The organism is Brevibacillus brevis NBRC 100599 (assembly GCF_000010165.1).
Classification (GTDB): domain Bacteria; phylum Bacillota; class Bacilli; order Brevibacillales; family Brevibacillaceae; genus Brevibacillus; species Brevibacillus brevis_D.
Map to the genome: position 1 here is coordinate 1,418,379 of NC_012491.1, position 13,116 is coordinate 1,431,494.

At 48.8% G+C, this 13,116-nt stretch carries 11 protein-coding genes; 10 read left to right on the forward strand and 1 reads right to left on the reverse strand.

The genetic code is table 11. From position 1 onward, the window contains the following. The first annotated feature begins 11 nt into the window (after window positions 1–11). The 10 genes from BBR47_RS07245 to BBR47_RS07290 all read left to right on the forward strand — a co-directional run bounded on the left by BBR47_RS07245 (window position 12) and on the right by BBR47_RS07290 (window position 11,823). On the forward strand, window positions 12–1,256 hold the full coding sequence (locus BBR47_RS07245) for an NAD(P)-dependent malic enzyme (RefSeq protein WP_012685104.1): 1,245 nt from the start codon (window positions 12–14) through the stop codon (window positions 1,254–1,256). Window positions 1,257–1,361: 105 nt separating this feature from the next. Then, entirely contained in the window at window positions 1,362–2,033 is a 672-nt protein-coding gene (locus BBR47_RS07250) for a FadR/GntR family transcriptional regulator (RefSeq protein ID WP_012685105.1), read from the forward strand. A gap of 81 nt (window positions 2,034–2,114) precedes the next feature. Then, on the forward strand, window positions 2,115–2,297 hold the full coding sequence (locus tag BBR47_RS07255; RefSeq protein WP_012685106.1) for a hypothetical protein: 183 nt from the start codon (window positions 2,115–2,117) through the stop codon (window positions 2,295–2,297). 19 nt (window positions 2,298–2,316) lie between these two features. Beyond that, window positions 2,317–3,261: an acetyl-CoA carboxylase, carboxyltransferase subunit beta gene (gene accD / locus BBR47_RS07260; protein WP_012685107.1), complete on the forward strand. Its 945-nt coding sequence runs from the start codon at window positions 2,317–2,319 to the stop codon at window positions 3,259–3,261. After that, window positions 3,228–4,184 (forward strand): acetyl-CoA carboxylase carboxyl transferase subunit alpha, encoded by a 957-nt coding sequence (accA, locus tag BBR47_RS07265; protein ID WP_012685108.1) that lies wholly within the window; start codon window positions 3,228–3,230, stop codon window positions 4,182–4,184. The genes accD and accA overlap by 34 nt, the downstream gene beginning before the upstream one ends. Before the next feature lie 221 nt (window positions 4,185–4,405). After that, window positions 4,406–5,365, forward strand: a complete 960-nt coding sequence (gene pfkA, locus BBR47_RS07270) for a 6-phosphofructokinase (protein ID WP_012685109.1) — start codon at window positions 4,406–4,408, stop codon at window positions 5,363–5,365. Between the two features lie 40 nt (window positions 5,366–5,405). Continuing rightward, a complete protein-coding gene (pyk, locus tag BBR47_RS07275) occupies window positions 5,406–7,160 on the forward strand; it encodes a pyruvate kinase (protein ID WP_012685110.1) in 1,755 nt (584 codons plus the stop codon). Between the two features lie 443 nt (window positions 7,161–7,603). Then, window positions 7,604–9,865, forward strand: a complete 2,262-nt coding sequence (gene nrdJ / locus BBR47_RS07280; protein WP_012685111.1) for a ribonucleoside-triphosphate reductase, adenosylcobalamin-dependent — start codon at window positions 7,604–7,606, stop codon at window positions 9,863–9,865. 1,128 nt (window positions 9,866–10,993) lie between these two features. Further along, on the forward strand, window positions 10,994–11,425 hold the full coding sequence (locus tag BBR47_RS07285) for an acyl-CoA thioesterase (protein WP_012685112.1): 432 nt from the start codon (window positions 10,994–10,996) through the stop codon (window positions 11,423–11,425). A gap of 2 nt (window positions 11,426–11,427) precedes the next feature. Next, on the forward strand, window positions 11,428–11,823 hold the full coding sequence (locus BBR47_RS07290; protein ID WP_012685113.1) for an FxsA family protein: 396 nt from the start codon (window positions 11,428–11,430) through the stop codon (window positions 11,821–11,823). Between the two features lie 76 nt (window positions 11,824–11,899). Here BBR47_RS07290 and ytvI read toward each other — a convergent pair whose 3' ends face one another. Next, a complete protein-coding gene (gene ytvI, locus BBR47_RS07295) occupies window positions 11,900–13,030 on the reverse strand; it encodes a sporulation integral membrane protein YtvI (protein WP_012685114.1) in 1,131 nt (376 codons plus the stop codon). Window positions 13,031–13,116 lie beyond the last annotated feature (86 nt).

The following is a 13,116-nucleotide window of genomic DNA, read 5'->3' on the forward strand; positions in this document are numbered from 1 at the left end:
AGTGGGATCTCATGTCCAACCTGAGAGAAGAAGCACTGGAGCTTCACAGAAAACATCAAGGAAAATTGGAGGCAGTGACCAAGGTACCCGTTCGTAATGCTTACGATCTGAGTCTTGCCTATTCTCCAGGGGTTGCTGAACCTTGCAAAGATATCTTTGATGACAAGTCCAAAGTCTACGATTACACGATGAAAGGCAATCTGGTTGCAGTAGTCAGCGACGGTACTGCTGTACTGGGTCTCGGAAATATTGGACCAGAAGCAGCAATGCCGGTTATGGAAGGGAAAGCAGTTTTGTTCAAATCCTTCGCAGGCGTAGATGCATTCCCGATCTGCTTGAATACAACAGATGTAGATAAAATCGTAGAGACAGTAAAACTGCTCGAGCCTACTTTTGGTGGCGTGAACTTGGAAGACATCGCAGCTCCTGCATGCTTCGAAATCGAAGAGCGTCTGAAGCGCGAAACAAACATCCCGATTTTCCACGATGACCAACACGGTACAGCAATCGTTACAGCGGCAGGTCTGATCAATGCTCTGCGCGTGGTGGACAAAAAGCTGGAAGATATCCGCGTAGTAGCAAACGGTGCAGGTGCAGCTGGTATCGCGATCATGAAGCTTTTGATTTCCATGGGCGTGAAAGAAGTGATCATGGTTGATACAAAAGGAATCGTGTACGAAGGCCGTCCGTTCGGTATGAACCCAGTGAAGGAACAAATGGCAAAAATTACAAACCGCAGCATGCTGCAAGGTGACTTGGCTGATGCCATGAAGGGCGCTGACGTATTCGTCGGTGTATCCGTAGCTGGTGCTGTTACCCAGGACATGGTTCGTTCGATGAACCGCGATCCAATCATTTTCGCTATGGCAAACCCAGTACCAGAAATCATGCCGCAAGAGGCAAAAGAAGCAGGTGCGGCAGTAATCGGTACAGGCCGTTCCGACTTCCCGAACCAAGTAAACAACGTACTGGCATTCCCGGGAATCTTCCGTGGTGCTTTGGATGTACGTGCAACGGAGATCAACGAAGAAATGAAGCTGGCTGCTGTATATGCAATCGCAGACCTGATCACGCCAGAAGAGCTTACTGCGGATAAAGTAATTCCTTCCGCATTCGATCCACGTGTAGCGCCAAACGTAGCTGCGGCAGTAGCAAAAGCAGCGATGGAAACGGGTGTTGCTCGCATCACAGTTGATCCGGAAGAAGTAAAACAAAAAACAATGAAATTGACAGCTATCTCTTACCAAGAAGCGTAAAATACTCTTTATCGAGGCACCGATGACACCCTCCGCGAAAAAACGTAGGTATTTTACAAACGTGGAGGGTGCTCCTCGTTGAACGTACGAGTAAGGAGGAAAATCGTGCTCGACTCTTCTCAAGATCGAAAGGTTTACGAAGGAATTCTCCTGCAACTTCATGAAATCATTCAGGAGCAAAACTTGCGGCCCGGGGACAAGCTGCCGTCTGAGCGGGAGCTGTCCGAGCAACTGGGAGCAGGACGTTCCTCTGTACGCGAGGCTCTTCGGGCTCTGGAGCTGCTCGGACTCATTGAGACGCGTCGCGGGGAAGGCACCTTCCTCAAGCATTACCGACACAATCGGCTGATCGATATTCTTGGCTTTTTTATCCTACGGGATACGAAAACCAAGAAGGACTTGATCGAAATGCGGCGAATGCTAGAGCTGGATGCTGTCCGCCTAGCCTGTAGACGGGCGACTGACAAGCATTTTGATGAAATGGAACGCATCCTGGCCATTGCAGAGGAAAGAGTAGCAAGAGGCGAGGTACCTGCGGAGGAAGACTATCAGTTTCATCGTGTCATATGTCGCTCCAGCCGTAACTCGATTCTGCATCGCATCTGGACGCCTTTGGTTGAGTACAGCAACAGTATTCGTATTGAATCACTGTCGCGCGAAGGTAGAGCGAGTGCAGCACTCGTAGAGCATCGACAGATTATGGAAGCCATTCGCGAAGGCGATGTGAACGTGGCATTAGAGAGAATGAAAAAGCATTTGGAGAACAGTAAGCTATAGTTTTCCCCTAATTTGCGAGGGGCGCTGGCGCTGTGATATGATGATGCAGACCTGTATTGGACGATTGAGGAGGAAGCCAGCATGTGGACGGTCATCTACATCGCTCCTAGCGCTAGAATTGCAGAACGGATACAGCAACGTTTGACAGATGAAGGATTTTTGGTAAAAATTCGCGAAGGCAAGGTCTCCAAGCAATACGAGATTCTCGTGCCTGAGAGCGAACTAAACGAAGTCCGGGATGTACTCGGCACGATCCTTCACTGAAGAGAAAGGTGGGTTACCTGTGCTTAAAGATCTTTTTGGGAAAAAGCGCAAATTCGCTACAGTTCCTTCTGAGACACTAGCACGTGTCCCTGCTTCCACCGACATTAGCAAGGAAGCGGGTACGAAAGAAAAGGAAGTCCCTGAGGGATTGATGAATAAATGCCCACATTGTGGGACGATTCACTACTCGAAGGATTTGGAGAAGAACTTGCGCGTCTGCAAAGGCTGCCAGTTCCATTATTCCATGTCCGCTCCTGAGCGCCTGCAAGCGCTTCTGGATGATGGGGTTCTGAGAGAAGAATTTGATGCCAATTTGATAACAGCCAATCCACTCGGTTTTCCTGGTTATTTGGAAAAACTGGAGCAAGATATGGCCAACACCAATTTGAACGAGGCAATCATTACAGGCGAAGGTTTCCTAGGTGGGAACCGCATTGTGATTGGGGTCATGGATTCTCGTTTCCGTATGGCGAGCATGGGCTCGGTCGTCGGGGAAAAAATCACGCGTGCAATTGAGCAAGCGATCGAACGGCGTTTGCCTTTCATTCTGTTCAGTGCATCTGGTGGAGCACGCATGCAAGAGGGCGTATTGAGCCTGATGCAAATGGCGAAAACCAGCGCAGCGTTGTCTCGATTGGATCGCGAACGCTTACTGTTTGTCTCGGTCATGACGAATCCTACATATGGTGGGGTATCAGCCAGCTTTTCTTCGTTGGGAGATTACAATATTGCAGAACCAGGTGCTATGATCGGTTTTGCTGGGCGTCGAGTCATTGAGCAAACGATCCGTCAGGAGTTGCCAAAAGACTTCCAAACAGCGGAATTCTTGTTAAAAAACGGGCAGCTCGATATGGTGGTACACCGTAAGGACATGCGAAATACACTGTCCAAACTGGTAGAGATGCACACGTCTCGGGAAGGAGTAGAAACATGGCAGGCGAGCTCTCCTTTGAAAAGCCATTAGTAGAATTACAAGATAAGATTAAGGAATTGCGCCGTTTTACTGAAGAAAAGGGAATTGACTTCTCCGAAGAAGTACAGCGTCTCGAACAAAAATCAAAAGAGCTTGCTGCGCAAATCTACGGCAATTTGACTCCATGGCAACGCGTACAGCTGGCTCGTCATCCGGAACGGCCAACGACTTTGGACTATATACAACTACTTTTTACTGATTTTATCGAGGTTCATGGAGACCGTCTGTTCGGAGACGACCATTCGATTGTGGGTGGAATTGCCAAGCTGGATGGACGTCCGGTTACGGTCATCGGTCACCAAAAAGGGAAAGACACAAAAGACAACATCAAGCGTAATTTCGGGATGGCTCATCCTGAAGGCTACCGGAAGGCATTGCGCATTATGCAGCAGGCGGATAAATTCGGTCGCCCGATCATCTGCTTTATTAATACATCAGGGGCATATCCTGGAAAAGCGGCAGAAGAGCGCGGTCAGAGCGAAGCGATTGCCCGCAATCTGCGTGAAATGGCGACATTTGGCGTGCCAATTATTTGTATCGTCATCGGGGAAGGCGGAAGCGGTGGAGCCCTGGCGATCAGCGTAGGTAACCGTATCTATATGTTGGAGAATTCCTATTACTCCGTGATTGCACCAGAGAGTGCAGCAGCGATTCTCTGGAGAGATTCCAGCTTGGGTATGCGTGCAGCGGAGACGATGAAAATTACGGCACCTGATTTGTTGGAATTAGGAGTCATTGACGGAATTATTGATGAACCATTCGGAGGAGCCCATCGTGATTTGATCGCGCAGGCAGGAATGGTCAAGGCGGTCATCGCGGAACAACTAGAACAGCTGGGCCGTTTAACTCCAGATGAATTGATACAGGAACGTTACGAGAAGTTTAAACAGATCGGACAATTCGCCTCCCTGTAAGAAACAGGGGGCGTTTTTTTCTTTTTTCTCTGAGGAAAATCTGCTACAATCGAAGTCGAATGAAAGAGTTATCAGAGCTTTCAAAAAGTATGGCACATATCTTTTGAGTGTATAACAGATATGAGGATTTGAGTGATACAGCATGTTTCATACAAAGTATGGTACATACTGTTTCCGTTAAATGACATGCTAAAGACGATACGATTGGAGAGGTGGATTCCATGCGGAAACTTGCAGTTCTCACTAGCGGTGGAGATTCTCCTGGAATGAATGCCGCCGTCCGTGCGGCTGTACGTCGTGCTCATTTTCACGAGGTACAAATGTTTGGGGTTTACCACGGATACGAAGGGCTGATGAGGGGAGATATCAAGGAGATGTCTCTAGGCTCTGTTGGGGATATTATCCAACGGGGAGGAACCATTCTCTACTCCGCTCGCAGTGAGGCGTTCAAGACGGAAGCCGGACAGCAAAGAGCGGTGGAACAATTACGTGCTCATGAAATTGAGGGTCTGATTGTCATTGGGGGAGACGGGTCGTTTCGCGGTGCACAGAAGCTAACCGAAAAAGGTTTCCCGACTATTGGCGTACCGGGTACGATTGATAATGATATTCCATGCACCGATTTCACGATCGGGTTTGATACGGCATTGAATACCGTAGTGGAAGCGATCGATAAAATCCGCGATACGGCCACCTCGCATGAACGCACGTACATTATTGAAGTAATGGGGCGAGATGCTGGCGATCTGGCATTGTGGGCAGGGCTTGCAGCTGGTGCCGAGTCCATTATGATCCCAGAAGCGTCGCAGGATATGGACGATATTATTGAACGTTTGCATGCTGGACAACGCCGTGGTAAAAAGCATTCCATCATCATTGTGGCGGAAGGGGTAGGAAGTGCCGCTTCTTACGCCGAAGCGATCACGAAAGAGACAGGCTGGGAGACTCGCGTGACGGTACTGGGTCATATTCAACGTGGTGGTTCCCCTACTGCGATGGACCGAATGCTGGCGAGCCGAATGGGTGCCGCAGCTGTCGATTTGTTGCTGGAAGGCAAGCAGGACCGAATGGTTGGGGTTCAAAACAACCAGATCGTTGATGTTGATTTTCAGGAAGCATTGGCGAAAAAGCATCAATTGGATTTATCCATTTATCAATTGGCGCGCACGCTATCTATATAAAACTGACAGTTTTTACGAGTGTCGAGGAGGCCTACATCCTATGTTAAGGAAAGCAAAAATTGTATGTACCATCGGACCAGCGAGTGAATCGGTTGAAACGCTGAAGAAACTAATTGAAGCAGGAATGAACGTAGCCCGTTTGAATTTCTCGCACGGTTCCCACGAGGAGCATGCGGCGCGAATCGTAAACATTCGTCAGGCATCAAAAGAAACCGGGAAACCCGTTGCAATCCTGTTGGATACAAAAGGTCCTGAAATTCGCACGGGTACGCTGGCAGTAGATGCAGTCGAGCTCGTAGAAGGAAATACGCTGATCCTCACCACGGAGGAAGTAGCGGGTACCGCAGAGCGCGTCTCCATTACGTATCCGGAATTGCCACGTGATGTGAAAATCGACGATACGATCTTGATCGACGACGGCTTGATCGGGTTGACTGTACAAGAAGTGCGTGGCACCGAAATCATCTGCTTGATCAAAAACGGTGGAACACTGAAGAGCAAAAAAGGCGTAAATGTTCCTGGTGTTAAAATCAACTTGCCAGGTATCACAGAAAAGGATGCGCAGGATATCGAATTCGGTATTGAACAAGGAGTCGATTTCATCGCGGCTTCCTTCGTCCGAAAAGCATCGGATATCTTGGAGATTCGCCAAATTCTGGAGCGCCATAACGTGCGTATCGATATTATCGCGAAAATTGAAAACCAGGAAGGCGTCGATAACGTAGACGATATTCTGGTAGTAACAGATGGAATCATGGTTGCGCGTGGTGATTTGGGCGTAGAGATTCCGGCAGAAGAAGTACCGCTTGTTCAAAAGAAGCTGATCAAAAAATGTAACGAACTCGCGAAGCCAGTCATTACGGCAACACAAATGCTTGATTCTATGCAGCGCAACCCACGTCCAACACGTGCGGAAGCAAGTGACGTTGCGAACGCCATTTTCGATGGGACAGACGCAATCATGCTCTCCGGAGAGACGGCTGCCGGTAAATATCCGGTTGAGTCTGTCGAGACCATGGTGCGGATCGCTGTACGTGCAGAGCAAGAGCTGAATTATCGTGAAATCTTGTATGCACAAGCACAGCTTAAACAAGTGACGATTACGGATGCGATCAGCCAAGCTGTATCCAATGCAGCATTGGATCTGGACGCTGCAGCAATTATTACAGCGACCGAAAGCGGACACACTGCTCGCATGGTATCAAAGTTCCGTCCGAAAGCACCAATCGTGGCTGTAACACCGCATGAGGCGATTATTCGCCGTCTTGCACTCGTAAATGGCGTGTATCCAGTGAAGGGCGAAATGGCGAATACAACCGATGAAATGCTGGAGATGTCTGTTCAAGAGGCGCTTGATGCAGGCTTCGTTCGTCATGGCGATCTCGTTGTGATCACAGCAGGCGTGCCTGTGCGTGAAGTTGGGACAACGAACCTGATGAAAATCCACGTCATTGGCGATGTGGTAGCAAAAGGACAAGGTATCGGCCGCAAAGTTGTCACAAACAAGGTAGTGATTGCTAGATCAGCTGAAGAGGCACTGGCAAAGGTAGAAGAAGGAGCAATCCTGGTAACCATCGGTACGGACTCCGATATGATCGAAGCGTTTGGCAAGGCAGGAGCGGTGATTTGCGAAGAGGGCGGACTTACCTCTCACGCAGCTATCGTAGGCCTGAATCTCGGCGTTCCAGTCATCGTAGGAGTGCAATTTGCTACGGATGTATTGAAGGATGGACAAATCGTTACAGTGGATTCCGAGCGCGGGCATATTTACTCAGGACACGCACGGATTCTGTAGGTAAAACTACTCATCTTTAATGGAGAGTACCTCTGAAGGGTGACCAAAGGGTCACCCTTTTTGGCTTGGTGTAAAAAGGATTAGCCGACGAACTACCTGATAAGTTTTACCAGATAACGGTGATTATTAGGTGATGCAAAGCGAGTGGGAATCTGTTAAAATCGGTCGGTGGCTTTGTGTCAGAACGGATGAAATCCATACGTTCGGGGTTTCCAAAACATGCCAGAATGGATGTTGTAGCGCTCGTTGCCAGGAAAAGGCTGAACATAAAACTGCCCTTCTGTACGTCCAATGTTCGGGATTTTGTGTCAAGTGTTTTTTTTAGGGTAAACACAACATCTAGTATTGTCGAAAATTATTTCGCACAATATATAGGTAAAGCTATTGAGTTTTACAGATAAAGATAGTTAAACTAGAGAGGATAGATTTGAAGGAGGAACGATATGCTGGCGACCGAAACCGTATCCCGAACTCAATTTTTGCGGGATGAATTCTTAGATCAATACCCTGATTTTCCGAACCATATGAGTCCTCTGGGACAATTTGTTTACTACCGTACTTATTCTCGCTTTGTGCCGGAAAAAGGAAGACGGGAAACGTGGAAAGAAACTTGCCGCCGCTCGGTGGATTACAATATTAAGCTGGCTTATCAGCATTTGAACAAAATCGGAATGAACGCCGATTCCCGCGCAATGGAAAAAGAGGCAGAAGGCTTGTTTGACAACATGTTCAACCTTCGCCAGTTTTTGTCTGGCCGTACCTTGTGGGTTGGTGGTGCAGACAATGGTGTAGCGGATTTGTATCCGTTGGCAAACTTCAACTGCTCCTTCCTGAACATCAAGTCTTGGGATGACTTGGGCGATTTGTTCTACCTTCTCTTGGTAGGAACTGGCGTAGGCTTCAAATGTACGAAGGAAATGGCTGCTGGACTGGGCCCGATTCGCACGAATGTTTCGCTGCTTTCTTCTGAATACAGACCGCTGCCAAAGCATCAGCGCCTAGAGCGTTCTGAACTGAATGTACTGGATAACGGCTTTGCCAAAATTTATGTGGGCGATAGTAAAGAAGGCTGGGTAGAATCCCTCCGTCTCTACCTGCAAATTTTGACAGATTCCACTTACGAACACATTCACACCGTGAAAATCTCTTATAACAGCGTGCGTCCGAAAGGCGAGCGACTGAAGCGCTTTGGCGGTACGGCTAGTGGTCATGAGCCGCTTCGTGAAATGTTTGAAGGAATCGATAAAGTGTTGAAAAACCAAATCGACCAGCATTTGGCACCAATCGAGAGTGATGAAAAAGGATACGGTAAAATCCGTCCGATACATATCCTTGACATTGGAAACCTCATCGGAGCAAACGTCGTAGTAGGTGGCGTGCGCCGTACAGCGGAAATTTTCCTGTTTGATCACGATGACTACGAGTGCATGCTTGCAAAATACGGCATCAATGGCTTCTGGACGGAGGATCAGCTGAACCATCACCGTCGTGTAGGCGAGCTGTTGGGAGAGCACAAGCCTGTATGGTTTGACACCATCCAAAATGTAGGGGACGGACGCGTTGGTCTGGATCACCGCCGCATGTCCAACAACTCCATCGCTTTTACCAAACAACCGACCAAACCATTCTTGAACCTCGTGTTCACCTTGATGCAATTGGAAGGCGAACCAGGCTTCATCAACCTGGAAGAAGCAAACCGTCGTCGTCCAAATGCAGAGGGCTTGAACCCTTGTGCAGAAATCCTGCTCGACTCTTATGGCGTCTGCAACCTGACGACAGTCAATCTGGTTGAATTCGTGAAGGATCGCGGGGATAGTTCCAAGTATCTGGATCTCGATGGCTTGCTGGAAGCACAACGTAAATCTGCTCGCGCTGGACTGCGCATGACGCTGGTAACGTTGGAGCTGCCGCATTGGGATACCGTTCAACAGCGTGACCGTTTGCTCGGGACTTCCCTTACTGGTGTGAAGGATGCGCTGGCATCCCTTGGCTATACAGAAGAGCAAGAGCTCGAACTGCTGCGCCAGCTGGGCGATGCTGCTCGTGACGAGGCGAACCGTTATGCGTATGAGCTGCGTGTGAACTCTCCACTCTTGGTAACGACCGTGAAGCCGGAAGGTACGCTGTCTCAAGTAGCTGGTGGTGTCTCCAGCGGTCTGCACTGGTCCCATTCGCCGTACTACATCCGCCGCATTCGTATCAATGCTGAGGATCCATTGGCAAAAGCGGTACAAAATCTTGGCTGGACAGTCAACCCAGAGGTAGGAACACCAGGCGAAACGTATGAAGAGCGCATGGCAAATGCACGTACACTCGTAATCGATTTCCCTGTAGCATCAGGTGCAGAAGAAACGAAGAACGAAGTAAGTGCAAAGCGCCAATTCGATACGTACTTCCGTTTCCAGAAAGAATATACGGAGCATAACTCTTCGAACACCATTACGGTACGCAAGGAAGAGTGGGCAGAAGTAGAAGACATCGTTTACGATAACTGGGATAATTTCGTAGGGGTATCCTTCTTGCAATTGGATGGCGGAAACTACCAATTGGCTCCATATGAAGAGTGCACCAAAGAACAGTACGAGGCATTGAAGCATTCCATGAAGCCATTTGATCCTGCGATTTTGCAGCAGTATGAAACTGGCGGCGAGGCTGACCTGTCCACCGCTGAATCTTGCGAAGGCGGAGCTTGCCCGATTCGTTAAGCGATCTGAATAATAAGAGGCAGACTGAGAAAATCAGTCTGCCTCTGTTTTTTTATGTGGCTGTAGGGGAGAGAAGAATATTTCCAGTCTAGGCTCCAGGCTCCGTCCTGCTGAGGGCTGGGACTGTCCGCTCCGAAGGGATTCGCGGGGAAACGCAAAAGTGGTAGCCGCTACGCCGCGTTGGCACGGTTGCGTTTCTGTTGCCCGCCAATCCCTTCTCCGCTCGGTAGGACTCCACAAGTCGCTACGTCTGGAAATATTCTTCTCTGTCGTGACTGATGGTATTTCTTCGTTCTTTTAAATCCTTAAAAGCTCATTTAAACACGGGAAAGCTCGTAGAGGAAACAGGAGAAAAAAGCGAAGATCTTTGGTACACCGACCGAGACGTAATGCAAAAAGCGAAACACGCTCTTAAGCGTCCACCTCTGAAAACACATCCTGAAAGGACCACTTTGGACGCGGTTTCGCTTTTTGCATGGAGTCGTGCAGTCAATCCCCCAATGGGTGGACCTAGAATCTGAGCGTTTTCTCCTGTTTCCTCCCCACTACTACAGCAACAACTTGAGGGTCTTATGTATGTGGCTATGGTGGGGAGAAGAATATTTCCAGTCTAGGCTCCAGGCTCCGTCCTACTGAGGGCTGGGACTGTCCGCTCCGAAGGGATTCGCGGGGAAACGCAAAAGTAGTAGCCGCTACGCCGCGTGGGCACGGTTGCGTTTCTGTTGCCCGCCAATCCCTTCTCCGCTCGGTAGGACTCCACAAGTCGCTACGTCTGGAAATATTCTTCTCTGTCGTGACTGATGGTATTTCTTCGTTCTTTTAAATCTTTAAAAGCCCGTTTAAACAGGGAAAGCTGGTAGAGGAAACAGGAGAAAAAAGCGAAGATCTTAGGGACGCCGACCGAGACGCAATGCAAAAAGCGAAACACGCCCTTAAGCGTCCACCTCTGAAAACACATCCTGAAAGGACCACTTTGGACGCGGTTTCGCTTTTTGCATGGAGTCGTGCAGTCAATCCCCCAGTGGGTGGCCCTAGAATCTGAGCGTTTTCTCCTGTTTCCTCCCCACCACTACAGCCACATAGGGGTACTATGGTACAATCATCCTATAGAGAAAGGAGCGATCCAAAATGACTCCGTTTATTCATTCCCATCGATTGCGTGTCCGCTATGGCGAAACCGATCAAATGGGTGTGGTCTACCATACGAATTATTTGAACTGGTTTGAAGTAGGAAGAACAGAACTGATTCGCCATGCGGGAATCACCTATCGTGAGCTAGAGGAAAAAGGCGTACTTCTGCCTGTCACAGATGCGAACATCTCTTACAAACAGCCCGCTCGCTATGACGACGAGGTAGAAATACGCACACGTGTAAAAGAAATCAGTCCTGTCCGTCTCACATTTGCTTACGAGATTGTTAGATTGCCTGACCAACAGCTGTTGGTGTTAGGTGAGACGATGCATGTATTTACCAACACAGCATTGAAGCCGATTCGCTTGTCGCGAGCGGTACCTGACATCTATGATTGGTTGGACTCCCAACATAAAGGAGGGGAATAGGCATGTTCCGCTTTTTTGCCATTCTATTTGTCGTTGCGTTTGGTTTAGAGCTTTGGGGGCTTATTACCATTGGATCGTGGATCGGCGGCTGGAATACAGTCGTGCTGGTCATTCTCACGGGGATCTTGGGTGCTTGGCTTGCGAAGCAGCAAGGGATGCAAGTATTCCGCATGGTCCAACACCAGTTGTCGCGTGGCCAAATGCCTACGGATTCGCTTATCGATGGTGTCTTGATCCTGATCGGTGGCATTTTGCTCTTGTTGCCTGGATTCGTCACGGATGTGATTGGACTGGTCTTCCTCATTCCGTACACACGGATGATCATTCGTCATCTATTAAAGCGCTGGCTGTGGAACCTTATCTCGTCTGGTCGTGTTCAATTGTTTTTCCGACGCTAATACAAATATTCTTTATGAAAAAGAACCGCTCCGAGCTACGTACAAGCTGCTCGCAAGCGGTTCTTTTTACATGAGGTCAGGTTTTCCTCCCACGGATGTAGCCCCATACATCTACGAAGACGTTGGCTTTTACCAAAGCGTTGATCATGACGAGTGAAACAGGTCCAATGATCAAGCCCAGGAATCCGAATAGCTGGAGACCAACAAACAGCGCGACTAGCGTGAGGAGCGGGTCGAGACCGACGTTTTCGGCAACGACTTTTGGTTCGATAATTTGACGGAAAATCAAGACGACCCCGTACAAAATGGATAAGCCAATGACCATCGTGTAATTGCCTTTGAAAAACATGTAGATGATCCAAGGAACAAAGACGGTCCCAGTCCCAAGATAAGGCAAGAGATCGACCAAGCCCGTGATCAAGCCAATCGTAATCGCGTACTCGACACGCATGACCAACAGGCCAATGATGACGATGGCAGCGGTTAAGGAGATGAGGGTCAACTGCGCCTTGACGAATCCGAACAAGGCATTGCGCAAATCGATGAAAATTTGATCGAGACGGCTGTTTACCCCAGTTGGCAAAAGACGACGAGCCCTCGCTTCCCAAAGGGAAAAATCTTTAGAGATAAAGAAGGCACCCATGATGGAAATAACGGAAACTGTTGCCATATTAGGGAGTGAGAGAAGCAGGTTTTTCAATCCATCCAGGAATTTGACGATCAAGTTCTGCCCGACATTCGTGATGGTCGAGATTGCACTGCCTACCGTACTGGCGAGCTTCTCTTGGTATCCTTGATCAAGCTGAGCATAAAACCACTGAATCTGATTGTACAGTCCCATTAAAAAGTCTTGAGAAATTGTAGTTTGCAAATAATGGGCCAGCTCCTGTGCAACGACTGGCAAACGCTTGGCCAGCTCTCCGATTTCCACGACCGTTTCCGTGATGATCAGTGTGGCCACTCCGCCAGCGAGCAGTATCAAAACCAAGAGCGCGATAATGACCGAAAGCCAGCGGGGAATCCGGAACTTACTGGTCATAAACGTAACGGGTTTGTTGATGATGAGCGCAATGAGTAAAGCGATTATAAATGGGTACAGTAAAGGTGTTGCGTGTTGGAATACCCAAATCCCTACATAGACAAGCTGGCAGACCCATAACAAGCGAATGATTTGAAAGAGGCGCTCTACCCAGTTTTCCTGATTCAAACGATTTCTCCTTTCCGCCGCGAAGGTGCGAACATAATACTGATGTTTCTATTATGCAGCATGCCTCATAGGTGGAGCAAGAACGC

Bases quoted from the DNA above. Each gene is read 5' to 3' on its own strand.
- BBR47_RS07245 (WP_012685104.1), top strand. From the start codon at position 12: ATGTCCAACCTGAGAGAAGAAGCACTGGAGCTTCACAGAAAACATCAA.
- BBR47_RS07255 (WP_012685106.1), top strand. From the start codon at position 2,115: ATGTGGACGGTCATCTACATCGCTCCTAGCGCTAGAATTGCAGAACGG.
- accA (WP_012685108.1), top strand. From the start codon at position 3,228: ATGGCAGGCGAGCTCTCCTTTGAAAAGCCATTAGTAGAATTACAAGAT.
- pfkA (WP_012685109.1), top strand. From the start codon at position 4,406: ATGCGGAAACTTGCAGTTCTCACTAGCGGTGGAGATTCTCCTGGAATG.
- pyk (WP_012685110.1), top strand. From the start codon at position 5,406: ATGTTAAGGAAAGCAAAAATTGTATGTACCATCGGACCAGCGAGTGAA.
- nrdJ (WP_012685111.1), top strand. From the start codon at position 7,604: ATGCTGGCGACCGAAACCGTATCCCGAACTCAATTTTTGCGGGATGAA.
- BBR47_RS07285 (WP_012685112.1), top strand. From the start codon at position 10,994: ATGACTCCGTTTATTCATTCCCATCGATTGCGTGTCCGCTATGGCGAA.
- BBR47_RS07290 (WP_012685113.1), top strand. From the start codon at position 11,428: ATGTTCCGCTTTTTTGCCATTCTATTTGTCGTTGCGTTTGGTTTAGAG.